This window comes from Acidovorax radicis N35, from assembly GCF_000204195.1.
Lineage (GTDB): Bacteria > Pseudomonadota > Gammaproteobacteria > Burkholderiales > Burkholderiaceae_C > Acidovorax > Acidovorax radicis.
Window position 1 is genome coordinate 558,972 of the sequence record NZ_AFBG01000019.1, and the last position, 22,584, is coordinate 581,555.

21 protein-coding genes are annotated in these 22,584 nt (G+C 63.2%); all 21 read right to left on the reverse strand.

Annotated features, from left to right (window positions below):
* Nucleotides 1-28: 28 nt before the first annotated feature.
* Nucleotides 29-877: an acyl-CoA thioesterase gene (locus tag ARADN35_RS0112315; protein WP_029413971.1), complete on the reverse strand. Its 849-nt coding sequence runs from the start codon at nucleotides 875-877 to the stop codon at nucleotides 29-31.
* 30 nt (nucleotides 878-907) lie between these two features.
* Nucleotides 908-1,789, reverse strand: coding sequence for an alpha/beta hydrolase family protein (locus ARADN35_RS0112320; protein ID WP_010462526.1), 882 nt, complete (start codon nucleotides 1,787-1,789; stop codon nucleotides 908-910).
* Nucleotides 1,790-2,047: 258 nt separating this feature from the next.
* Nucleotides 2,048-3,247, reverse strand: coding sequence for an acetyl-CoA C-acyltransferase (locus ARADN35_RS0112325; RefSeq protein ID WP_010462529.1), 1,200 nt, complete (start codon nucleotides 3,245-3,247; stop codon nucleotides 2,048-2,050).
* A gap of 15 nt (nucleotides 3,248-3,262) precedes the next feature.
* Entirely contained in the window at nucleotides 3,263-3,772 is a 510-nt protein-coding gene (locus tag ARADN35_RS0112330) for a DUF4442 domain-containing protein (RefSeq protein ID WP_010462530.1), read from the reverse strand.
* A gap of 11 nt (nucleotides 3,773-3,783) precedes the next feature.
* Nucleotides 3,784-6,186 (reverse strand): 3-hydroxyacyl-CoA dehydrogenase/enoyl-CoA hydratase family protein, encoded by a 2,403-nt coding sequence (locus ARADN35_RS0112335; protein ID WP_010462532.1) that lies wholly within the window; start codon nucleotides 6,184-6,186, stop codon nucleotides 3,784-3,786.
* A gap of 93 nt (nucleotides 6,187-6,279) precedes the next feature.
* Nucleotides 6,280-6,717: a DUF2147 domain-containing protein gene (locus ARADN35_RS0112340; protein WP_029413972.1), complete on the reverse strand. Its 438-nt coding sequence runs from the start codon at nucleotides 6,715-6,717 to the stop codon at nucleotides 6,280-6,282.
* A 61-nt stretch (nucleotides 6,718-6,778) separates the two neighbouring features.
* Nucleotides 6,779-8,575, reverse strand: coding sequence for an acyl-CoA dehydrogenase C-terminal domain-containing protein (locus ARADN35_RS0112345; RefSeq protein WP_010462536.1), 1,797 nt, complete (start codon nucleotides 8,573-8,575; stop codon nucleotides 6,779-6,781).
* A gap of 5 nt (nucleotides 8,576-8,580) precedes the next feature.
* The gene (locus tag ARADN35_RS0112350) at nucleotides 8,581-9,333 is read right to left on the reverse strand and encodes a TetR/AcrR family transcriptional regulator (protein ID WP_010462538.1); all 753 of its coding nucleotides are present in this window, start codon (nucleotides 9,331-9,333) and stop codon (nucleotides 8,581-8,583) included.
* Between the two features lie 245 nt (nucleotides 9,334-9,578).
* Nucleotides 9,579-10,241: a nucleoid occlusion factor SlmA gene (slmA, locus tag ARADN35_RS0112355; RefSeq protein ID WP_010462540.1), complete on the reverse strand. Its 663-nt coding sequence runs from the start codon at nucleotides 10,239-10,241 to the stop codon at nucleotides 9,579-9,581.
* Nucleotides 10,242-10,418: 177 nt separating this feature from the next.
* The gene (locus tag ARADN35_RS0112360) at nucleotides 10,419-11,870 is read right to left on the reverse strand and encodes a sensor histidine kinase (protein ID WP_010462542.1); all 1,452 of its coding nucleotides are present in this window, start codon (nucleotides 11,868-11,870) and stop codon (nucleotides 10,419-10,421) included.
* Nucleotides 11,871-11,958: 88 nt separating this feature from the next.
* Nucleotides 11,959-12,651 (reverse strand): response regulator transcription factor, encoded by a 693-nt coding sequence (locus ARADN35_RS0112365; RefSeq protein WP_010462544.1) that lies wholly within the window; start codon nucleotides 12,649-12,651, stop codon nucleotides 11,959-11,961.
* 158 nt (nucleotides 12,652-12,809) lie between these two features.
* Nucleotides 12,810-13,700: an acetylglutamate kinase gene (gene argB / locus ARADN35_RS0112370; RefSeq protein WP_010462547.1), complete on the reverse strand. Its 891-nt coding sequence runs from the start codon at nucleotides 13,698-13,700 to the stop codon at nucleotides 12,810-12,812.
* A gap of 84 nt (nucleotides 13,701-13,784) precedes the next feature.
* Nucleotides 13,785-14,888 carry a glycosyltransferase family 4 protein gene (locus ARADN35_RS0112375; RefSeq protein ID WP_029413975.1) on the reverse strand — a complete coding sequence of 368 codons (1,104 nt, stop codon included), beginning with the start codon at nucleotides 14,886-14,888 and terminating at the stop codon, nucleotides 13,785-13,787.
* A gap of 220 nt (nucleotides 14,889-15,108) precedes the next feature.
* The gene (locus tag ARADN35_RS0112380) at nucleotides 15,109-15,732 is read right to left on the reverse strand and encodes a lytic transglycosylase domain-containing protein (RefSeq protein ID WP_029413976.1); all 624 of its coding nucleotides are present in this window, start codon (nucleotides 15,730-15,732) and stop codon (nucleotides 15,109-15,111) included.
* 77 nt (nucleotides 15,733-15,809) lie between these two features.
* Entirely contained in the window at nucleotides 15,810-16,505 is a 696-nt protein-coding gene (locus ARADN35_RS26280) for an acyltransferase (RefSeq protein ID WP_244265895.1), read from the reverse strand.
* Nucleotides 16,457-17,494 (reverse strand): class I SAM-dependent methyltransferase, encoded by a 1,038-nt coding sequence (locus ARADN35_RS0112390; protein ID WP_010462554.1) that lies wholly within the window; start codon nucleotides 17,492-17,494, stop codon nucleotides 16,457-16,459. The genes ARADN35_RS26280 and ARADN35_RS0112390 overlap by 49 nt, the downstream gene beginning before the upstream one ends.
* On the reverse strand, nucleotides 17,491-18,393 hold the full coding sequence (locus tag ARADN35_RS0112395; RefSeq protein ID WP_010462555.1) for a lysophospholipid acyltransferase family protein: 903 nt from the start codon (nucleotides 18,391-18,393) through the stop codon (nucleotides 17,491-17,493). Before ARADN35_RS0112395 ends, ARADN35_RS0112390 begins: the two co-directional genes overlap by 4 nt.
* The gene (locus ARADN35_RS0112400; RefSeq protein ID WP_010462557.1) at nucleotides 18,390-19,613 is read right to left on the reverse strand and encodes an ABC transporter ATP-binding protein; all 1,224 of its coding nucleotides are present in this window, start codon (nucleotides 19,611-19,613) and stop codon (nucleotides 18,390-18,392) included. The genes ARADN35_RS0112395 and ARADN35_RS0112400 overlap by 4 nt, the downstream gene beginning before the upstream one ends.
* Nucleotides 19,614-19,617: 4 nt before the next feature.
* A complete protein-coding gene (locus ARADN35_RS0112405) occupies nucleotides 19,618-20,355 on the reverse strand; it encodes an ABC transporter permease (protein ID WP_010462559.1) in 738 nt (245 codons plus the stop codon).
* 83 nt (nucleotides 20,356-20,438) lie between these two features.
* Nucleotides 20,439-21,359: an NAD-dependent epimerase/dehydratase family protein gene (locus ARADN35_RS0112410; RefSeq protein ID WP_010462561.1), complete on the reverse strand. Its 921-nt coding sequence runs from the start codon at nucleotides 21,357-21,359 to the stop codon at nucleotides 20,439-20,441.
* The gene (locus tag ARADN35_RS0112415) at nucleotides 21,359-22,582 is read right to left on the reverse strand and encodes a glycosyltransferase family 4 protein (RefSeq protein WP_010462563.1); all 1,224 of its coding nucleotides are present in this window, start codon (nucleotides 22,580-22,582) and stop codon (nucleotides 21,359-21,361) included. The genes ARADN35_RS0112410 and ARADN35_RS0112415 overlap by 1 nt, the downstream gene beginning before the upstream one ends.
* Between the last annotated feature and the right edge of the window lie 2 nt (nucleotides 22,583-22,584).

Genomic DNA, 22,584 nt, shown 5'->3' on the forward strand with positions numbered 1-22,584 from the left:
TGCACGTGCAGAGCAACGGGCCGGCTTCCTATTCCTTGTAGTAAACGATCTGGTGGCTGGTGGCGAGCATGGTGCCGGCCTCGTTCCACAGCTGCACGGTCTGGTCAAAGAATCCGTTGCGGAACTCCTGCCCGCGCGCCTGGCCGAGCAGGAAGCCCGTGCCCGTGGCCTGCAGCTGCTCTGCCGTGGCGTGGAAGTACACGGTGATCGACACCGTGCCCGCAGGCACCTGGCGCGCACGGCGCAGCCACACGCGGGGGAAGAACACATCAGCCAATGCGGACAGCGCCACAAAGTCGATCGGCCGGGGCGGCGCATCGCGCATCCACAACTGCGTAAGGCTGTGGTCGCCGCTGCCGTCCCAGGTGCGCGGGATGAAGCCGGCAATGGGGCGCATCTCATACCGGTTGAGCCACTCGACTGCGCCCGGGGGCGCCACGATGGCCTTGTGCTCTGCGGGCGGGGGCACCTCGGGCATGGGCACATCGCCCACACTCCAGGTCTCACGGCGCACCGCCGTGACGGCCGTGGCGGTGGTGGTGACCACCTGCGCGCCGTCAGCACCGGCCTGCAGGATCGACAGCGTCCAGTGCTGGGTAGAGCGGTTGGTGCGCACGGGCGTTGCCTGCACGGTGAACGCACCGGCTGTCAGTGCGCCCGCGTAGTTGACGGTGAGCGACAACGGGTCGCCGAGCCGGTCAGGGTGCTGCAGGATGGCCTGTAGCAGCGTGGCGGCGGTGATGCCACCAAACGGGCCCACCATGTTCCAGTAGCCGGGGTGGGTCTGTCCTTCGTACTGGCCTGCGGTAGCCGATGGCGAAGACGCCAGTTGCAGCGCTTCGTCCAGGGGGTGATGGCGTGAGGATGAAGTCGTCATGATGCTGCGAGTGTGCCGTCAAATGAGCGATCAGGCCGTCGTCCCGGTGACTTCAGGGGACACACCGCCCAGGCCCACCAGCACAGCCGCCGCACGCGGCCACAGGCTCTGGCGGAACTGGTCGCGAAAGAACCCGAAGTGCCCGATGCGCCGCACCTGCAGGTCGGCCGGCGTGATGCTCTCCACGCGGCGCTCGGTGTTGGCGTACAGATTCACCAGGTTGTGTGTGCCGCGCAAGGTCATCAGCTCATCGTCGGCCATCGACAGCGCCACCACAGGGAAACGCACCGCGCCATAACTCTGCGCCACCGCAGGCCCCTCGGCGCCCACCATGTAGGCTGGATGCAGGCACCAGCGGCGCCACTGCAGGATCACCCCCGCAGGCAGGTCGCCCACCTTCTTGAGCGTACGCCCCGGAAAGTACCCGCACAGCCGCGTGGCCAGCGGCACCAGCACCCACCAGAAATACGGAACGATGCGCTTGAGCTGGGGCGCGTTATCGCGCCAGTAGCCGCTGCCTGCGGCCACGCTGAGCAGACCATCGACCTGCTCGGGCTTCTTCAAGAGACCGGGCAACTGCGCGCCCAGACTGTGGCCCAGCAAGTACAGCGGCTGCGCAGGCAACGCGGCCTTGGCGCCAGAGATCACCGCCTCATAGTCCTGCGCCCAATCAAACAGATCCGCCTTCACATCGCGCATAGCGCCCTGCAGAGAGTCGCCATGGCCCCGGTAGTCGAAAGTGGTGACCCGAAACCCCTGCTGCGCCATCCACAGCGCAAAGGCCTCGTAATACGACTGCCGCACCCCCATCGCGCCGCCAATGACAACGCTGGCGCGCGGTGCGCCCTCGGGTTCGTAGACACGCAGTGCCAATGACACTGCCCCGTTCACCTGCAAGGTTTGCTTGTTCATGTCTGTCTCCTTGTGTCGAAACCGATCTGCGCCGGCTTGAAAAGAAAACGAATTGCCGGGCAGTGCCTTGGCTTTGACAGGCTCAGCCCAAACGGGTGGGTGTGATACCCCTGCCCTTGTGTATTCAAACCCCGCCCTCAAGGGCGTAGCGAGCGGCTTTCAGGCTAGGCGGACGGAGCGCCGCAACCGGAACGTACTTGCGGTACGTGAGGATTGCGAGCACCGCCCAACGACGCATGAAAGCCGCGCAGTAGCCAGTTACAACGCTTCGATGATGCCGGCGGCGCCTTGGCCGGTTCCTACGCACATCGTGACCATGCCGTACTTCAGCTTGTGCCGACGCAGCGCATGCACCACCGTCGCCGCACGGATGGCCCCGGTAGCGCCCAGCGGGTGCCCCAATGCAATCGCGCCACCCATGGGGTTCACGTTCGCAGGGTTCAGGCCCAGCGTATTGATCACGGCGAGCGACTGCGCCGCAAACGCTTCGTTCAACTCGTACCAGCCAATGTCATCGCTCTTGAGACCCGCATAACGCAGGGCCGCAGGAATCGCTTCGATCGGTCCAATGCCCATGATCTCTGGCGGCACGCCACGCGCGGCGTAGCTCACAAAACGCGCCAGGGGCGTCAGTCCAAACTGCTTCACGGCCTTCTCGCTGGCCACGATGAGCGCACCCGCGCCATCGCTGGTCTGCGAGCTGTTGCCCGCCGTGACGCTGCCGCGTGCGGCAAACACGGGCTTGAGCTTGGCCAGGCCTTCGAGGGAAGTGTCGGGGCGTGGACCTTCGTCCAGGCTCACGGTGCGGCGCTTTTCCACCACTTCGCCGGTGGCGAGGTTGGGCGAACGCTCCACGATTTCGTAGGGCGTGATTTCGTCGGTGAACTCACCGGCCTTTTGCGCCTTGATGGCACGCAGGTGGGATTCGAGTGCAAAGGCATCCTGTGCCTCGCGGCTGATCTTCCACTGCTGGGCCACCTTTTCAGCCGTGAGGCCCATGCCGTAGGCGATGCCCACGTTTTCGTCGCGCGCAAAAATTTCTGCGTTGAACGAGGTCTTGTTGCCGCCCATGGGCACGAGGCTCATGGACTCGGCGCCACCGGCGATCAGCACGTCCGCCTCGCCCACGCGGATGCGGTCGGCCGCCATCTGCAGCGCGGTGATGCCGGATGCGCAGAAGCGGTTGACCGTCACGCCGCCTACGGGGTGGTCGAACGCCAGGCCCACAGCAATGCGCGCCATGTTCATGCCCTGCTCACCCTCGGGGAACGAGCAGCCGATGATGGCGTCTTCAATGGCCTTGGGGTCCAGCGTGGGCACCTGCAGCATGGCGCTCTTGATGGCGGCGACCAGCAGGTCGTCGGGACGGGTGTTCTTGAAATAGCCGCGGCCCGAGCGCCCGATGGGCGTGCGCGTGGCGGCGACGATGTAGGCGTCCTGGACTTGTTTTTGAGCCATGGTGTTGAAACTCCTTCAATTCTTGGGGGGGCGGCTGGAAGGAATCCAGGCCCACGTAAATACACATTCGACCGGCTCTGCACCGGCTTCGTCGGTCACAGTGACCTTCACCTGCACCTCGCCCTTGTCGCTGGCCAACATGGCGGCGCGCTGTTCGGCGGTGAGCGTGGCCACGGCTTTAAGGCCGCCGGTGGCGCGCTTCTTGAACGCCATGGACAACTCCTTGGCCAGCGGGATGCAGTCGTCGCGCACGTTCATGCCCACCACCATGCCCGTGGCCGTTTCGGCCAACAGGTTCATGGCCGAGGCGTGCACGCCGCCGATGTGGTTCTGCACGCGGTGCTCATTGGCCAGGTGCACCTCGACGCGCTCGGGCGTGAGCGAGACGAACTTCACCCCGGCTGTGCCGGTAAAGGGCACAGCCCGGCGCAGGATGATGTTCTGCACGAAGCCACGCATGAAGGCGGGCGCCTCGTCCAGGCGCATCAGCGAGCGCTGGAGTTTGTTGGGGGCGTGGTCCGTCATGGTGATGGCGGTCAGTTGCGAACAGGCTTACCTGTCGAGAGCATGCCCAGGATGCGCTCGTGCGTCTTGGGCTGGGCGATCAGGTGGCAGAACGCCTTGCGCTCCAGCGTGAGCAGGTATTCCTCGCTCACCAGCGCGCCAGCGTCCACATCACCCCCACACACCACCTCGGCGATCATGGTGCTGACCTTGAAATCGTAGGCGCTGATGAAGCCGCCGTCGCGCATGTTCACGAGCTGTGCCTTGATGGTGGCCAGGCCGCTGCGGCCCGCCGCGGGGAACAGGCGCTTGTGCGGCGCGCGCCAGCCGCTGGCGGCCATGGACTTGGCTTCGTTGATGGCCACAAACAGCAACTCGTCCTTGTGCGGAACGATGATGTCGGACTCCAGCAGGAAGCCCAGCTTGCGCGACTCGATGGCGCTGGTGCCCACCTTGGCCATCGCGGCGGCGGTGAAGCCCTCGGTGAGGAAGGGCAGGATGTCCTTGCCGGTAGACGCCGCCATGTTCTCGGCAGCGCGGCGTGCGATGTAGGTCAGGCCGCCGGCGCCAGGCACCAGGCCCACGCCCACTTCCACCAGGCCGATGTAGCTTTCCATATGGGCCACACGCTTGGCCGAATACACAGCCAGCTCGCAGCCGCCGCCCAGCGCCATGCCATGGATGGCAGCGACGACGGGCACCTGGGCGTAGCGGATGCGCATCATCAGGTTCTGCAGTTCCTTCTCGATGCTTTCGACGGCGTCTGCACCGCCCACCACAAAGGCCGGCATCGTGGCTTCCAGGTCGGCACCCACGCTGAAAGGTGCGTCGCCGGACCAGATCACCATGCCCTGGTATTCGGCCTCGGCCAGCTCCAAGGCTTCCATCAGCGCTTCCATCACCTCGGGGCTGATGGCGTGCATCTTGTTCTTGATGCTGGCGATGAGCACTTGGCCGTCGAGCGTCCAGGTGCGCAGGGTGTTCGACTCTGCAATGGTCGTGCCGGCCGTGCGCCAGTCGGGCAGGTTGGACTCGCCCAGCAGCGATTCGGGGAAGATCTGCCGCTCGTACACGGGCAGCTGGCGGCGCGGCACGAACTTGCCTTGCGATGCGCTCCACGAGCCTTGTGCGGTGTGCACGCCACCGGCTTCGGCCACGGGGCCCTTGAAGACCCACTCGGGCAGCGGCGCCTTGCACAGCGCCTTGCCAGCGTCGATGTCTTCCTGAATCATCTTCGCCACTTCGAGCCAGCCGGCTTCTTGCCACAGCTCGAAGGGGCCCTGCTTCATGCCAAAGCCCCAGCGCATGGCCTGGTCCACGTCGCGGGCGTTGTCCGCGATGGTGCCCAGGTGCACGGCAGCGTAGTGAAAGCTGTTGCGCAGGATGGCCCACAGGAACTGGCCGGGCGCGCCTTCAGCGTTGCGCAGCAGCTTCAGGCGCTCGGCAGCGGGCTTCTTGAGCATGCGCGCATACACCTCGTCGGCCTTCTGGCCGGCGGGCACGTACTCTTCGCTTTCCAGCTCGAAACGCATCACATCGCGGCCGACTTTCTTGAAGAAACCGGCCTTGGTCTTCTGACCCAGGTTGCCCAGCTCCAGCAGCTTTTTCAGCACGGCGGGCGTGCCAAAGCTTTCGTAGAACGGGTCCGTCTCGATGCTCAGGTTGTCCTGCAGCGTCTTGATGACGTGGGCCATGGTATCCAGGCCCACCACGTCGGCGGTGCGGAAGGTACCGCTCGATGCACGGCCGAGCTTCTTGCCCGTGAGGTCGTCCACCACGTCATAGGTCAGGCCGAAGTTCTCGACTTCCTTCATCGTGGCCAGCATGCCCGCGATGCCCACGCGGTTGGCCACGAAGTTGGGCGTGTCGTGCGCACGCACCACGCCCTTGCCCAGGCCGCTGGTCACAAAGGCTTCGAGCTGGTCCAGCACTTCAGGCTGGGTGGTGGGGGTGTTGATCAGCTCCACCAGCGTCATGTAGCGCGGGGGGTTGAAGAAGTGGATGCCGCAGAAACGGGGCTTGATGCTCTCGGGCAGCACTTCACTCAATTTGGTGATCGACAGGCCCGAGGTGTTGGACGCCAGGATGGCGTGCTTGGCCACGTGGGGCGCGATCTTGGTGTACAGGTCGAGCTTCCAGTCCATGCGCTCGGCAATGGCCTCGATCACGAGGTCGCATTCCTTGAGCAGGTGCATGTGCTCTTCGTAGTTGGCCTGCTGGATCAGCGCCGCGTCGTCGGCCACGCCCAGGGGCGAAGGCTTGAGCTTTTTCAGGCCTTCCACGGCCTTGGTGACGATGCCGTTCTTGGGTCCTTCCTTGGCGGGCAGGTCGAACAGCACCACGGGCACCTTCACGTTGACGAGGTGGGCGGCGATCTGCGCGCCCATCACGCCTGCGCCGAGCACGGCGACTTTTTTCACTTGGAATCTTGACATCGGTATTTCTCCAGAAGGGCGGCCGCGGTGGGCGCCCTGCCCTCGTTGTTGTGCACGCCGTGCCTGGGCGCGGCGCGCACGGTGTTGTCGTCTTTATTGCACCCGGATCCAGGTCTGCGTGCGGCCAAAGGGGCCGATGGAACCGCGCACTTCCAGCTTCTTGCCGCCGTCGATGGGCGTCATGCGCAGGGTGTAGTTGCGGCCGTTCTCGGGGTCGAGAATCTTGCCGCCCTCCCACACGTCCTTGCCCTCGGCCTTCTTGGCGCCACGGATGATCTCGAGCCCCAGGATCGGTTTGCCCTTGCGGTCGTCTGAGCACTCGTCGCACACGTCATCGGCCTTGGCGTCCTTGGACAGGCGCTTTTCCAGCGCCCCATTCAGCACGCCGCCGCCAGTGTCGCGGATGCGGATTTCGGCCTTGGCCTCGCCGGTCTTGTCGTCGATGTTGCGCCACAGGCCTTCGGGCGTCATCTGCGCCCAGGCCGGCAAGGCACCCGCTACCAAAACAATAGCTGCTACCGCTTTATACATAAGCGCTCCGTGGCAAAAAAGGCTGAAGATCCACAGGAAACAGGGGTGGAGGCGGGGGAGATCAGGCCAGGGCCAGATCCGTGTCCATCAGCACCTTGCTGCCAGCACGGGCCGTGCGCATCAGCGTGACGGTTTCGGGGAACAGCTTGGCAAAGTAGAAGCGCGCCGTCTGCAGCTTGGCGCCGTAGAACGGGTCGGTGTTGCCCGCGGCGATCTCGCGCAGGGCGACCTGGGCCATGCGGGCGAACAGATAGCCGAACACCAGGTGGCCGGCCACGCGCAGGTAGTCCACCGCAGCAGCGCCCACTTCGTCGGGGTTTTGCATGCCCTTGAAGCCGATCTCGGTGGTGAACTTGGTCATCTGGTCACCCAGCATGGCCACCGGGTTGATGAACTCGGCCATCTTCTCGTTCACGCCTTCTTCTTCCACCAGCTTGCCGATCAGCTTGCCCAGCTTCTTGAGCGTGGCGCCGTTGTTGCCCAGAATCTTGCGGCCCAGCAGGTCCAGCGACTGGATGGTGTTGGTGCCTTCATAGATCATGTTGATGCGGTTGTCGCGCACGTACTGCTCCATGCCCCATTCCTTGATGAAGCCGTGGCCGCCGAAGACCTGCATGCAGGCGTTGGTGGAGATGTGGCCGTTGTCGGTGATGAAGGCCTTGACGATGGGCGTGAGCAGGGCCACGAGTTCTTCGGAGTCCTTGCGCACCTTTTCATCGGGGTGGCTGTGCACCTTGTCGAGCAGCAGCGTGCAGAAGATCTGCAGCGCACGGCCACCTTCGGCATAGGCCTTGGCGGTCAGCAGCATCTTGCGCACGTCGGGGTGCACGATGATGGGGTCGGCGTCCTTGTCCTTGGCCTTGACGCCCGAGAGGCTGCGCATCTGGATGCGGTCCTTGGCGTAGGCCAGCGCGTTCTGGTAGGCCACTTCAGTCAGACCCAGCGACTGGTTGCCCACGCCCAGGCGCGCGGCATTCATCATCACGAACATGGCGGCCAGGCCCTTGTTGGGCTGGCCCACCATCGTGCCGATGGCGCCGTCGATGGCGATCTGCGCGGTGGCGTTGCCGTGGATGCCCATCTTGTGCTCCAGGCCCGTGCAGTAGATGGGGTTGCGGTCGCCCAGCGAGCCGTCGGCATTGATGTTGAACTTGGGCACGACGAACAGGCTGATGCCCTTGCTGCCCTTGGGCGCGTCGGGCAGGCGGGCCAGCACCAGGTGCACGATGTTGGCGGTCATGTCGTGTTCGCCGGCGCTGATGAAGATCTTGTTGCCGGTGATCTTGTAGGTGCCGTCGACCTGGGGTTCGGCCTTGGTGCGCAACAGACCCAGGTCGGTACCGCAATGGGGTTCGGTCAGGCACATGGTGCCGGTCCACTCGCCGCTGGTCAGCTTGGGCAGGTACAGGGCCTTTTGCGCTTCGGTGCCGTGGGCGTGCAGGGCTTCGTATGCGCCGTGCGACAGGCCGGGGTACATGGTCCAGGCCTGGTTGGCCGAGTTCATCATTTCGTACAGGCACTGGTTCAGCACGAAGGGCAGGCCCTGGCCGCCGTAGGCGGGGTCGCACGACAGTGCCGCCCAGCCGCCTTCGACGTACTTGGCGTAGGCGTCCTTGAAGCCCGAGGGCGGCTTCACTTCGTGGGTGGCCTTGTCGAGCACGCAGCCTTCGGTGTCGCCGCTGATGTTCAGCGGGAAGGTCACTTCGGCGGCGAACTTGCCGGCTTCTTCGATCACGGCGTTGATCGTGTCCACATCCACCTCGGCATGGGGCGGCATTGCCTTGAATTCATCACTGACCTTGAGCACTTCGTGCATGACGAATTGCATGTCGCGCAGGGGCGGCGTGTAGATAGGCATGGGGTTTACTCCTTGGAGGTGGTGGTTTGGTTGGAAACTTTGCGGCGCTTGGCGGCAGCAGGCGGTGCTGCAGACGCGGCGGCGGCCGGGGTCGTGGCCTGGGCGCTGCTGTAGCGCGCCAGGATGTTGTGAAAGCCCTGCACGGCCCGGCCCATGGAGCCAGGGGTCTGCAGGAAGCGCGCTTCGTAGTGCAGCGCGAGGATGAGGCCGTGGATCTCGAAGAGCATCTGCTCGGCATTGGTGTCCGCGCGCAGCTCGCCCAGGCCCTTGCACTGCTCGATGGCGCGGCGCATGGCGGCGTGCCAGGTAAGCACCGAGCTGGCCAGCGCGTCGCGCACGGGGCCGGTGCGGTCGTCGAACTCAACCGCGCCGCTGATGTAGATGCAGCCCGAATCGATTTCGATGGAGGTGCGCTTCATCCAGTTGTCGAACATGGCGCTGAGCCGGGCCAGGCCACGCGGCGCGGACATGGCGGGGTAGAACACTTCCTGCTCGAAACGCGTGTGGTATTCGCGGACCACGGAAATCTGCAGCTCTTCGCGCGAGCCAAAATGGGCGAACACGCCCGACTTGCTCATGCCCGTGACGTCGGCCAATGCCCCAATGGACAGGCCTTCCAGTCCGATGTGCGTGGCCAGCCCGAGGGCCGCCTCGACAATGGCCGCCTTGGTTTGCTGGCCTTTTTGCAGGGCACGGCCGGTTCCGCTGCGAGCGCGCGGGATGCGAGTGACCTGGCTGGATGAAGAGGTGGCGGACATGCGGGCAAATAAAAACGAACGTTCGTTCTATTTTGCAGCAAATTACCCTTCTGACCAAAACCCCCGAAAAAAATAGGGAGGCCCACCCAAATCGCCCGTTGCAGGAACGCAACCGCGTCTCTGCGTCCCCGGACCTGCACGTTGCAGCCAATGAGTGAAGGCCGCAAAGCAACCTCAGCGTAACGGAGCGCTTTCGAGCCCGACGCAGGGCGCAGCAACAACGCCAGAAGCGTTTTGGAGCGCCCTTAAAGCATCAGCGCCAAGCTGGCATCCAGGTGCTCGGTCGGCAGCCGCTTGAAGCCCGAGCGGGCGTAACGCTGCAGTCGACCCTGGGCAAACGCCGTGAGCACGCTGGCCGCCACCTGGGCATCGACCGTGGGCGTTGCAGAGCCCGCTGCAGCCGGGCGCAGGCACTGGCGCAAGGTGGACTCGATGCGTTCAAAGAACTGGTTCATGCGCTGCTGAAGGCGCTCGTGCTCGAACACCAGCGCATCGCCCACCATCACGCGCACCATGCCCGGGTTGCGCTCGCCAAACTGCAACAGCAAGGCCACGATGCGCGCGGCCTGGCGTGCACCCACCTCGGCAGGCTGATCCGGATCGGGCACATCGCGGCCAGTGATTTGCTGGACCAGGGTGAACACGGTCTGCTCGATGAATTCGATCAGCCCCTCGAACATCTGCGCCTTGCTGGCGAAGTGGCGGTACAGGGCTGCCTCGCTGACCGACAGGCGCGCGGCCAAGGCGGCGGTGGTAATGCGCTCCGCCCCGGGCTGTTCCAGCATGGCGGCCAGTGCCTGCAGGATCTGCACCCGCCGCTCGCCCGGCTTGGGCCGCTTGCGCGCAGCGGGCGTTTCGCCGGCATCGTCGGTACTGGCTGGCTCGGGAAGGGGCGAAAGTTCGGACATGCAGGAACAGGGGCTCGGGTAGGGCCAGACGGCCAATGGCGCCCTGCACCTGGTTCACATGCCGGATGGGCATGCACAGGCCTGCGGCAGGGCGTAAATCATGTGTGGAAATGATTCTCGCACAGGCCCCGCACCCGGCCGTGCAGGCACAGGCCGGGATGGCACCGCAGCCCCGCTTTACAGCGGAAACACCACAGTCACCAGCAGGCCGTGCCCCTGCGGACCGGCGCCCAGCGTGAGGGAGGCGCGGTGCACGCGCGCAATTTCGTCGGCAATAGCCAGCCCCAGCCCGGTACCCTCACCCACCGTGCCTGGCACCCGGTAAAACCGTTGCATGACACGGCCCCGTTCGGCATCGGGCACACCCGGTCCGTCGTCTTCCACCTCGATGAACACGCGTGGAGGCCCCGCGCGCCACTGGCGCATGCCGCAGCGTATGGTGACAATGCCACCCGCCGGGGTGTACTTGATGGCGTTGTCCACCAGGTTGGACAGCAATTCGCGCAGCAGCCAGCCATGTCCGGTGACATGCACAGGCTGGACTTCCAGGCCCAGGTCCAGTCCTTTGCCGGTGGCCGGGTCAAGAAAGGTCTCCAGCAAGGTTTCGCACAGGTCCTTGAGGTCTACGCGCTGGGGCGGCTGCGCGTCCAGGCTGCGCGCATCGGCGCGCGACAGTGCCAGCAGCTGGTGGGCGAGCTGTGAGGTGCGGCGCGTGGCATTGCGCAGCTTCTCAATCTGGTCAACTCCTAAAACAATAGCGCCTTTCGCATGTCCATCATGCGCTAGCGGCACTTTTCCATCAAAACTTGGCAACGACACCCGGGGTGGCGCCGCCGCCTTGGCCATCATGGCCCAGGCTTCGACCTGCGCCTGCAGGCCCGCCAGCGGGGTGCGCAGCTGGTGCGCCGCGTCGGCCACAAAGCGGCGCTGCCCTTCCGCCTGCGCGTTGACCAGCGCAAACAGACGGTTGAGGGAATGCACGAGCGGGCGCACCTCGGCGGGCGAAGAGGCTTCGTCGATGGGGCTCAGGTCACGCGGCGAGCGGTGCTCCACCGCTTCGGCCAAATCCACCAGCGGTTTGAACGCCCGGCCCACGGCCCAGTGGATGGCCAGCGCGGCAGCGGCCACCAGCACCAGGTTGGGCAGCAGCACCCGCAGCAGGAGCTGTTGCGCCCACTGCTGGCGCGGGTCCGATCCATCGGCCAGCGCCACCACCATTTCGCCGGCCCCGGTGCGGCCGCGCTGCACGGCCACCCGGTAGGTCACGCCGCCAAACTCGACGCTGTGGAACTCCGGCGCTTGCGTGGTGGGCACGGCCCCGTGCACCCAGTCATCGCCCAGCAGCAGGCGGCCAGAGATATCGCGCACGCTGTATCCGGCAAAGCCGGTGTTCTGCCGCAGAAACTCTTCCACCGGTGGTGCCAGCAGCAACAGGGGCGGCTCGTTGTCACGGATGGACGGGGCCAGCACCGAATCGGCCAGCGCGGGCAATAGCCGCAGCAGGCGCTGGTCATGCCGCCCGGCGGCCTCGTCGGCGGAGCGGTAGTCCAGCCACACACCCACAAGGGCTAGCGCGCACAAGGGCAGCACCAGCAAAAGCAGCAGCCGGTTGCGCAGATCGGAGGTCATGGCGCGCAGGCGAGGCCGTTGCGAGGGGGTGGTTCGATCCGGCGCCGTCATCATCTTCACCGAAGGGTTTCAGCCTGACCGATTCCACTCAGGCAGTCTGGAGCTCAAGCCGATAGCCGAACCCGCGAATCGACCGGAGCGCCACGCCGTGGGGCTCCAGCTTGCCGCGCAGGCGGGACACATACACCTCCACCGCGTTGGGCGTGATCTCCTTGTCCCAGCCCGTCAGGGCCTGCAGGAGCTTGTCCTTGCTGGCTGGCTTGGGGGCATTGATGAGCAGGTACTCCAGCACGGTCCATTCACGGGGGCCGAGTTCGATGACCTGTTCCCCGTCCCCGGTGCGGATGCTTGCACGGCGGCCGGCCGTGTCCAGCTCCAGCGGGCCAAAGCTCAGGACCGCCGTGGTGGCGGCCTGCGAGCGGCGCAGCAGGGCGCGCAGCCTTGCCAGCAGTTCAGGCAACTCAAAGGGCTTGACCATGTAGTCATCGGCCCCCAGGTCCAGTCCCTGCACGCGGTCGTGCAACGCGTCGCGCGCAGTGAGGATCAGCACCGGCAGGGACGGGGTTGCCATGTCGGTGCGGCGCAGGCGCCGGGTGAGCTCCAGCCCATCCATGGCCGGCAAGCCGATGTCGATGATGGCAGCGTCGAACGACTCGGTACGCAGCACCTCTTCGGCACGCTCACCGCTTCCAACCCAATCCACGGCATACCCCGCATCGGTCAGCCCCAGCTTGATGCCACTGGCCACCATGACGTCGTCTTCGACCAGCAACAGCCGCATGTCAGTGGCCTCCTGCGTTGCGTGAGGCCCACAGCCAACGACACTGGCGCGGCAAAGACCAGTGCCACCGTGGAACTGGCTCTGCCAGGCCACTGGTGGCGTCCCCCTCCCGAGAAACGAGAGAGGGGGAAGACGCGACGCGGCTCAGGGAGTGCATTTCAATGGCTGCGGATCATGGTGCCGTAGGCCTGGTCCGTCAGGATTTCGAGCAGCATGGCGTGCGGCACACGGCCATCGATGATGTGCACCGCCTGCACACCCGCCCGTGCGGCATCCAGCGCACCGGCGATCTTGGGCAACATGCCGCCGGAGATGGTGCCATCGGCAAACAGCGCGTCGATCTCGCGGGCGGTCAGGTCGGTAAGCAGATTGCCCGCCTTGTCCAGCACGCCGGGTGTGTTGGTCAACAGCATCAGTTTTTCAGCCTGCAGCACCGTGGCCAGCTTGCTGGCCACTACGTCGGCGTTGATGTTGTAGCTCTCGTTGTTCTCGCCAAAACCGATGGGGCTGATGACGGGAATGAAGGCGTCGTCCTGCAGCGCCTTGACCACGCTGGGGTCGATGGACACGATATCCCCCACCTGCCCCACATCGTGCTCAATGGATGGGTTCTTGTTGTCCACCATCTTGAGCTTTTGCGCGCGGATCATGCCGCCGTCGCGCCCCGTCAGGCCCACCGCCTTGCCGCCGGCCTGGTTGATCAGGCCCACGATGTCCTGCTGCACCTCGCCGGCCAGCACCCACTCAACCACTTCCATGGTCTCGGCATCTGTGACGCGCATGCCCTGGATGAACTCGCCCTTCTTGCCCAGGCGGTTCAGGGCCGTCTCGATCTGCGGGCCGCCGCCATGCACCACCACGGGGTTCATGCCCACGAGCTTGAGCAGCACCACGTCTTCGGCGAAGTCGGCCTGCAGCGCAGGGTCGGTCATGGCGTTGCCGCCATACTTGATGACCATGGTCTTGCCATGGAATTTGCGGATATAGGGCAGCGCCTGGGCCAGGATTTCAGCCTTGTCGCGTGGGGCAATCGAAAGAAGGTCGGTCATGGAGGCGGGCCATCCAGAGAAAACGGTAAGGCGTAAATTGTGCCGCATTCGCGCGGCGCGCTGGGTTTGCCAGCGTACCCGCTGTCAGTGGCGCAACCAGTTGGGCACCTTGAAACGCACAATGGCCAGATAAGCCATCACATAGCTGATGACGAACAGGCCGCAAAATGCCATCAGCAGCGGGGTATTGCTCCAGAACAGCACCGCCGGGACCACAGTCAGCAGGGTAAAGCCCCAGAGGTAGGGGGAGGTGCGGTTGTTGCGCATCAGTACCCTGCGCGATTCGTCGTCATGGAAGACGCCTCGCACGATACGGCGGTAGATCAACTGATGAAAGTGCAACGCATCGGCCACGCCAGGAGACACCCCCCGCACGGTCTTGCGGTAGATCGAGAAGATCGTTTCCCACACGGGGTAGATCAACAAAAGCATAGGGAACCACGGCGACACATCGGCGTTACGCTGCACCAGGGAAATGCTGGCCAGCGCAATCACGCCACCCCACACGTAGGCACCGCCATCTCCCGCGAACAACATGCCGCGCGGGTAGTTCCAGACCAGAAAACCGCCCGTCGCCGCTGCTGTGGACACCAACAGGGCAGCCAGTGCACGGTCTCCCACTTGCAGGGCCACGTGGGCCAGAGCCAGGCAGACGATGAGGGCCACCATGCCGGCCAGGCCGTTGTAGCCATCAATGATGTTGAACGCATGGGGAAGCCCCGCAACGGCCAGGACAACAACCGCAACGCCGAGCCACGGGGCAGCGGCCAGCAGGGAATCCAGCCAGGGCCACCCCATGCGCGGCAAAGTCAGATCCAGCAGGATCACCGCCAGAGCGCCGGATGCGCCCGTCAGACTCAACCGGTATCGCACAGACAGGCGCTGGGTCATGTCCTCCGCGATACCCCCCAGCGCAGCCGGCAGCAAGGCCACCAGCCAGCCTCCCACCCAAGCTCCGAGCTTGAGCGAGCCGGGATCTCCCCAGTGGGTCGATTGCAGAACACCGAGACCCCAACTGCACCCAATGCCCAGCAGCAACGCGGCCCCGCCCAGACGGGGAACATCCCCCAGATGAAAACGCTGCGGCATGCCGTTGCCATAGACAGAAGCATGGCTGTGCATCCACCGCACGATGAACCCTGCCGCCAACGCTGCAACGATGAATGCCACCACAGATAACCAGATCATGAGCGGCCGATGGTACCCGCACTCGGACAAGGCACCTGTAAGAAAGCGCTAGCCGGCCGCGCCCCCGCAGGGTGCTTAGGCACTTTGGTGTGAAATATTGCCATCTGGTGCGAAGAACCCTGCAGAAAGAAGCCACAAGGATCTGCGACGGAGATCGGTCCAACCCTCGGCAGCTCCCAGCAGGCCATGGCAAGGTTCACGTGGTCAAAAACCTGGCGCGCTACCGAAGCATGCCACGGTAAAAACGCATCACCTTTTCCACATACTGCTGTGTTTCGGGATACGGGGGGATTCGCCGGCCATGCTTGATCACAGCACCTTCACCAGCGTTGTAAGCAGCCAGCGCCAGCTCCTTGTCGCCATCAAACATGCGCAGCAAATCGGCGAGGTAGCGGGTGCCAATCTGCGCATTCACCTTGGGCTCCATCGCAGCATGCTCTCCTTCCGAGGATGGGCGCGCAGCAACCCCATAGCGTTCGGCCGTTGCGGGCATGACCTGCATCAGCCCCAGTGCACCTTTGCGCGAAACGGCCTTTACATTGAAAGCCGACTCTGCGGCGGCAACGGCAATCACAAAGGCTGGGTCTAGCGACTGCGCCACTGCCGCTGCTTCCAGGTGCTGCTTGACGTCGTCGTAGCCCGAAAACTGCAGTGCAGAAGGACCACGATCCTTGCCCTTCATCACCGAAGCAGGTTGCACACGGTTGAGCCAGATCACGCCCCGCGATGCAGCGGAAGGGGGCACATTGCCGATGTGGGTCACGCCGTCCCCATCTACAAACTCCCACACTTGGTCGGCCCAAGAGGACGACAGCAGTCCCAACAGCAAGAAAACCGAAAGCACGGCGCTGCGTAGGCTTGGCGCTTCACGAAACAGGCGCCCAGCCCCTTCAACCACCTGGTAAAACACACTTTTTGTTGTCATTTGATCTCGCGTTCTTGGCGAAAGAAACGTTTCAGTTCAGCACCGGCCCGTTGCAGCCAGGGGGTGGGTGTCTCCGCTACGGGCCATGCATCCCCCTTCCTGGAACGGATCAGCCGAGCGGGCATGCCTGCTGCCACCATCCCTGCTGGCACGTTCTGCCGCACCAGCGCCCCCGCTGCCACCACGGCCCCCCGGCCAATGGTGACACCCTCCAGGACAATGGCACCCGCACCTATCCATGCACCATCTTCTACAACGATTTTTGCCCGGGTGATACGGTTGCGCGCAATGACAGAATCACCTTCATCGATGGCGTGGCCTGCAGACAGCAGCTTGGCATGGGGACCAATCAGAACATCATCGCCAATCTCCAGACCACCCTCACCAGACAGATACCCACCCACGTTGACGATGGTGCGGGCGCCAATGTGGATCCCCACGCAGGGGTCTGCCTCCACATCCCCCAGCACCAGCCGTGTCTGGGCATAGATGCTGACGCCGTCGGCCAGGCACAACACATCGGCACGTTGCCCAAACCGCATGATGGAAACGGACGGGTCGATCCGGCAATCAACACCCATTCGGTCCACACCTGCGTGTGACGTAGCGAAATCTGGAATTCCCAGCAGCATGTCCGTCGCGCTCAATGGCTGTAATGCGAACCCATGAGCCTGCGCCAACGGCTGCGCCAAGCACGATCAGTCAGCTCAACCGTCCTGGCCTGCAACTCTATTCGCGTCTTTGCTAGCTCCGACTCCACCGCGGCCTTTTCGGAACGCAGCGAGCCCACATCTGTTCGCAATTCATTAATTTCTTCCTGGAGTTTTGTAATGTCTTGCTGGAGTTTAGAAATGATGTCCTTGGCTTCCGCAAAGGCCTTTTGATGCTCCAGTAACGAAGCTCGTTCGCGTTGGTGCAGCACCGTGAGGGCCTGCAACTCACCGCGCAAGCTGTCCGCCATGCCCCGAGCCTCTTTCAGCTCCCACGTTGGGGTAGCCACAGAAGGCGTGACCACCACCATCCACTGGTAGACGTCAAAGTCCTGCCACCCAGCCAGCAACGCCTGACGCTGATCGCCCGACAGGGCGCTCCAGTACCCGGCGAATTCGCTGCACTCAACGGGTACCCTGTTGGCCTCCCATACCCGGGGAGCCCATCCGCAGTCCAGCAACACCTTTTCGATGCTGCGTTTGGTAAAAAACCGGACATGGGTCCTGTCCAGTTGACCCTTGTCAGAATAGTCAAAGATGCCGCTACGCATTGAAGCCAGCACCCCAGCATAGGCGATGTTGGGAACGGAAATCAGCAGACAACCCATGGGAGCGACAAATTCGCTCAACCGTTGCAATACGTCTTCCGGTTTTCTGAGGTGCTCCAGCACATCACAGGCCATCACCGTATCAAACTGCCGACCCTTGACCGCATCCAGCCAGTCCGCCCCATCCAGGTTTCCGGAGATGATCTCCACATCCAATGTCTTGAGCACTTCCAGTGCCTCGGGGTCGTTTTCCACCACCGTGACCCGATGGCCTCGCGCCAGCAAAACCCGGGTCATGGCGCCAGGCCCCGGCCCAAGCTCGAGCACCGAGCCTCCGCCGGAAGGTACGCGGCGCAGCAAGCGGGCAGCCCATTCCTCGCCGTCCGGGTCGAATGCGTAGTCGTATCGCTCAATATTGGTCATGGATTTCCCTCCGCCTTTGGCCCCGGTTCCGGTTGCCACATCTGATCCCACAGCCCCCACTGCCACCAAGCCCAGGGTCGGGCCTGCACATCCTGTTCAAGCCGCTGAATGACTTTATCCATCGCCTCCCTGGGATCTTCAGGCAATGGTTCCACGGCAACCTCCAGGTGGTCAGGGCGCCGCGAATAAGTCACAGCATGCAGCAACGGCACGCCCGTGGATTGCGCCAAGCGCTCAATGCCAGTGGGCAGGTTCAGTCGCCCGCCCAGAAAAGGACTACCGCGCAGACGGCCAAACTCAGGCCGCCATGCATCCGCCAGAATGACCCACCCTTGTCCCGCCCGCAGGCTTTCATGCACCGGGCGTAGCCCTTCACTGGTGGTATGCCATTTCCCGCCGGTCACCTCGGTATAGCCCTGAATTTTCCGCAGCAAAAACCGGCGCTGCGCCACCGCAAGCTCCGGGTTGTCCAACACCGGCATGGTCAAGACATTGGTGGCAATCCCCTCTCTTGCCAAGGCAACCGGAGCAGTCAAAAGCCGGTCATAGTGATTCAGAATCAGGATAAACCCCTTGCCTTGGCGGACCAACTCCTTGGCGAATTCCGCACCCTGCAGGTCAATGGCTGGTCCCCCGGGACGGCCCAGGCGACTGAACGCCATGGCATCCACCATCTCCTGCGCCAACATCGCCAGATGGGCGCGCGCCCATTGCACATGCTGCTCTGCCGTCGCTTGGGGGAACACCCGCGCGAACAGATTTTCAAGCCAACGCAGCAGGTGATCGCGCTCGGTCGCCGACTCGCCACGCCCAATCCGCCCCGCCAGCCTCCAGGGCAAGGTTGTAGGCAGTCGGGCAATGCAGGGGAAAAGCAGGTCCAGGGACCAGGCACGAGTCATTCCGCTAGCACCCACTCGTGCTCCAACCAAGCGACACCAAACTCGCGATGCTTCTGATTCAGGACGGTAAAGGGCTGGATCAGCTCGGCCATGTCCAGCACCTGGATGCCCGAATCATCCAGGACATACACACTCCACAGGTATTCACCCGATAGCAGCGGCAATCGTGGAAATCTGGCACGAATACGGTGGCTGCCGATGCCCTGCAGCGGCGTGCCATCAGCACGGAACTGCGTGCTGGTGCCAAACACGTTGTCCTTGTCTGGGCGAACGATCGCAAACAGTACATGAAACGGCGCATCCCCATAGGACTCGATCTCAATCTCCACCGACAGATCCTGGAACGAATCCACCTGTGCCGGATTGATGCCGTCCCCGGTCTCGATCGTCAGTCCCGCGATTTTTACCAGAGGGGCGCCCGATGATGCGACGGCTGTGGGCTGTGCAGCGGCGTCCTTCTTTTCAGCCTCATGGGCCTCAACCCGCAGATGGGCATACCTGCGCCGCTCATGGGATTCGTAGGCAGTCACCACATCCTCGGTGGCACCAATCGCCTGCACGTGGCCGCCATGAATCCAGGCGGCCCGCTGGCATAGGCTTCTCACTTGGTACAGGTTGTGGGAGCAGAAAAGCACCGTTGCGCCCCGCTCGCGCAGCTCCAGAATGCGGTTTAGGCTTTTCTTCTGAAAGTGCAGGTCGCCCACTGACAGGGCCTCGTCCACGATCAATACATCCGGGTCAATGGCGGTTGCGGCGGCAAAAGCCAAGCGCATGAACATACCCGAGGAGTAGGTCTTCACCGGCCGTTCAAGCGTTTCTCTGGTCAGCTCCGAGAATGCCGTAGCTCGGACAATGAAGTCCTCCATGGCCAAACCCTCCAGGCCATGCAGCGCGGCCATGAAGCGGATGTTGTCGTAGCCCGACTCCTCGGGATGAAAGCCCGCGCCCAGCTCCAGCAACGCGGCAACGCGACCTTCTTGTGACACCTGCCCACGGGTGGGGCGGATAGTGCCTGCGGCAATCTTCAACAAGGTGCTTTTGCCAGCACCGTTCTCGCCGATGAGGCCAAACGTTTCACCCGCCTGTACTTCAAAATCCACACCCGTCAAAGCTACGTGAACGCGGTGGCGCTGCTTGCGTGTCACCCACTCCCACAGCCGGTCCTGCGGACGGCTGTAAACCATGTAGGTCTTTTCAATGCCCTCAAAGCGTATCGTCATGGCTTTACAAGGCCTCGCCCAATGCAGACTTCATCGAGCGAAAGAACCACCATCCGCCGCCACCGAGCAAGACCACCCACACAACCAGAGCGAGGGGTGTTCCCGATGGCACCGGCATGTGCAATACAGTGCTCTGCACCATAAGCACCAAGCACGCCACCGGATTGAGGAGAAACCAATTGTGGAACTTCTCTGGCACCTGGGACAACGGGTAGACAACAGGCGTCAGGTAGAACCAAAGCTGCAGCGCAAAGGCCACCATGGAGCCCACATCCCGCCACAGGAAATGGGCCATGCTCAGCAACAGCGTGAGGCCAAAGGTCAGGGCAATCTGGGCCAGCACTAGCACCGGCAACCAAGCCAGCGACGCATACGGCCCCACGCCCTGCGAAACGGACAGAATGAGCAACAACCCATACCCAATGCCCAGGACCAATAGACTGCCCCCCACCGACACGGCGGGCAGAATCTCCGCAGGCATGGGCTGTTTGCGCAAAAAGTCCTCATATGCGGCCAAAGACCCCACGCCTCGCCCGATGGCATCTGTAAAGGGCAACCACACGGCCAGCCCTGCCAAAAGGTGCAGCAGATAGCCGTTGCTGACATCCAGCCCAGGCACACGCACCGCCAAGACCAGACCGAAAAGAACGTAAAAAATTGCCAACGTGGCGAGAGGCTGGACAAAAGCCCAAGCAAAACCCAACACCGAACCGGCGTAGCGGGTCTTGAACTCGCGCACCATCCAATATCGCCAAAGCACCCACAACTGGCGCGGGTTGCGTGGCGCTGCCGATGACACCGCTGTGGAGTGGGAAGCTGGGCGCGTCATGCTACCGTCCGTAGCCATTCGACCGACTTGGCCACCCCATCCTCGAAAGCCATCGTTGGTTTCCAGAGCAGTTCTTTCTGGGCACGCTGAATATCCAGCACGTTGACCGGTGGATCAAAGGGTCGCGCCGAAAACACGCGCCGCTCTACTGTACGCCCCAGTAATTGTTCCAGGGTACGGACAATGTCATTCACACTGTGCCCGGCTCCGCCACCAATGTTGAAAATACGGGTCTCGCCCTCATGGCGCGCCGCAGCTGCAAATGCATGCCCCACATCAGCGGCATAGACGAAATCTCGTACCACGGACCCGTCCCCCCATACATCCAGCGGCTGTGAACGGAGCGCACGGTGTGCAAAAACAGCAATCACACCCTGGACACCATGGGGCTGTTGCCACTCGCCGTAAGGATTGCTCAAACGCAGAATCCTGCATGGCAGACCATGCTGAGCCTCCTCTATGCGCAAGTGGTGCTCAATCGCCAATTTGGTTGCCCCGTAGGCGCCCATCGGCATCGTAGGGTGAGACTCGCACAAAGGCACAGATTGCGGCCGTCCGTACACAGCCCCGCCGGATGACGCGAACAGCAGCTTGGGCCGCGCAGCCTTTTTGCGCAGTGCTTGAAGTAGGCGCAACGTACCTACCAAATTGGTCTGCACGTCCTGGATAGGATCCTCACTGGCCGTGGCCGGCACGGTGGAAGATGCCAGATGAACAATCACATCCGCACCACCCACCACATCCCACCAAGACGAGAGGTCAAAGCAGTCGGCCTGTACTTCACCGGCTAGCCAAGGCGCACTACCCGCGGCCGGCAATGAACGGTCTACCGACCACACCTCAGCGCCTTCCGACGCCATGGCACGTCCAATATGGCGGCCTAGAAACCCAGCACCTCCCAGAATCGCGCAACGCATCAAAAAGCCTCCCGCGAATCCTGGGCGCGCGCGTGCAGCAGGGCTGCTTCAAAGTCCTTTGCAACCATTTCCCACGTCTGCGCCCGCGCGAACTTCTCGGCACGTTCGCTCAGTGCGTGGCGCCGTTCGTCATCCCGCAGCAGGTCACAAACAGCATCCGCGAGCCCCTCAGGGGAAGACTCTGCCAAAACGGCCACCTCCTCATTGAGCAGCCACTCCACATTGGGGCCTCGGTTGGAAACCACGGCGCAACCGGAGGCCATCAGCTCCAGGGGCAACAGGGATGCGTTCGTGAGCGATAGAACCAGCGCCACGTCACACTGGCTGTAAAGATCCGGCAGGTCATCCAGCGCCACCGTGCCACAGCCCAGGTGCGGAAACGGAATGTGATAGCCGGCAGTGTCCCAGCCAGCCAGCACAAACTGCACCTCAGGCATGCACTCCCACACCGCGTTCAGCACCAGGAGGCCTATTTCAAACGCCCTGCGGGGCGTGGGGGGTCGCGCGTAGAAAAATACCCGGCGAATCTCCGGTTCCCTGCGCGGCAGGCGTCGATAGCGCTCGAGCTCCACGCCAAAACCTACAGAGTGAGTGGCCATGCCATAGTCGTTCGCCAGCTTGCTGGCCAGCCAGCCACCCGCCGTGATACCGAAAAATCCGAAGTGGTAAGTGTTCTGTGCCAGCACCGACTCGGACCCCACGGGATAGAAATGTGGCTCGTAATCCTGCACAAAATACAGCTTGTGCATGGCGCCCGTGAAGGCACGTACTGCATATGCCGTGTCCCAGCCAGTGGCAAGAGCAAACTCACACGGCGGCAGATCGTCCAGACCCAACAGAACCTGCGCCTGCAGCGGGAAAAAATTCTTTCGGATGGACTCTCGAGCCTCCTGCGCATCGTGGTGCATGACGGGCTTGCCAATCACGATGCTTGAGGCGTAGCCCATCTGCTCCAGATGCCAGATGGTGCGAAAGATGTTCAGATGTCCACCGGACCCGACGTTGAAGTCAGGAATGAACCACAGCAGAGTTCCCCGCTTGGCCTCACCGGGCTGAGCAGGCAGAACATAGGGGAGGGCAAAGTCGTAGTGTCGAAAGACATCCACATACCGCCCTGGCCCTTGGCGGAGGCGACGTACCACCGCGCGGAGGGCGGCAAAGACGCCTTCTTTGCGCGCCATTTCTTTCACACGCCATATCTTTTTTGACAGATTCAGCGCCATGG

Bases quoted from the DNA above. Each gene is read 5' to 3' on its own strand.
- ARADN35_RS0112410 (WP_010462561.1), bottom strand. From the start codon at position 21,359: ATGCGTTGCGCGATTCTGGGAGGTGCTGGGTTTCTAGGCCGCCATATT.
- ARADN35_RS0112330 (WP_010462530.1), bottom strand. From the start codon at position 3,772: ATGACGGACCACGCCCCCAACAAACTCCAGCGCTCGCTGATGCGCCTG.
- ARADN35_RS0112320 (WP_010462526.1), bottom strand. From the start codon at position 1,789: ATGAACAAGCAAACCTTGCAGGTGAACGGGGCAGTGTCATTGGCACTG.
- ARADN35_RS0112350 (WP_010462538.1), bottom strand. From the start codon at position 9,333: ATGTCCGCCACCTCTTCATCCAGCCAGGTCACTCGCATCCCGCGCGCT.
- ARADN35_RS0112390 (WP_010462554.1), bottom strand. From the start codon at position 17,494: ATGACCAATATTGAGCGATACGACTACGCATTCGACCCGGACGGCGAG.
- ARADN35_RS0112335 (WP_010462532.1), bottom strand. From the start codon at position 6,186: ATGTCAAGATTCCAAGTGAAAAAAGTCGCCGTGCTCGGCGCAGGCGTG.
- ARADN35_RS0112375 (WP_029413975.1), bottom strand. From the start codon at position 14,888: ATGATCTGGTTATCTGTGGTGGCATTCATCGTTGCAGCGTTGGCGGCA.
- slmA (WP_010462540.1), bottom strand. From the start codon at position 10,241: ATGTCCGAACTTTCGCCCCTTCCCGAGCCAGCCAGTACCGACGATGCC.
- ARADN35_RS0112345 (WP_010462536.1), bottom strand. From the start codon at position 8,575: ATGCCTATCTACACGCCGCCCCTGCGCGACATGCAATTCGTCATGCAC.
- ARADN35_RS0112400 (WP_010462557.1), bottom strand. From the start codon at position 19,613: ATGACGATACGCTTTGAGGGCATTGAAAAGACCTACATGGTTTACAGC.
- ARADN35_RS0112325 (WP_010462529.1), bottom strand. From the start codon at position 3,247: ATGGCTCAAAAACAAGTCCAGGACGCCTACATCGTCGCCGCCACGCGC.
- ARADN35_RS0112340 (WP_029413972.1), bottom strand. From the start codon at position 6,717: ATGTATAAAGCGGTAGCAGCTATTGTTTTGGTAGCGGGTGCCTTGCCG.
- argB (WP_010462547.1), bottom strand. From the start codon at position 13,700: ATGACCGACCTTCTTTCGATTGCCCCACGCGACAAGGCTGAAATCCTG.
- ARADN35_RS0112395 (WP_010462555.1), bottom strand. From the start codon at position 18,393: ATGACTCGTGCCTGGTCCCTGGACCTGCTTTTCCCCTGCATTGCCCGA.
- ARADN35_RS0112415 (WP_010462563.1), bottom strand. From the start codon at position 22,582: ATGGCGCTGAATCTGTCAAAAAAGATATGGCGTGTGAAAGAAATGGCG.
- ARADN35_RS0112315 (WP_029413971.1), bottom strand. From the start codon at position 877: ATGACGACTTCATCCTCACGCCATCACCCCCTGGACGAAGCGCTGCAA.
- ARADN35_RS0112405 (WP_010462559.1), bottom strand. From the start codon at position 20,355: ATGGTGCGCGAGTTCAAGACCCGCTACGCCGGTTCGGTGTTGGGTTTT.
- ARADN35_RS0112360 (WP_010462542.1), bottom strand. From the start codon at position 11,870: ATGACCTCCGATCTGCGCAACCGGCTGCTGCTTTTGCTGGTGCTGCCC.
- ARADN35_RS0112365 (WP_010462544.1), bottom strand. From the start codon at position 12,651: ATGCGGCTGTTGCTGGTCGAAGACGACGTCATGGTGGCCAGTGGCATC.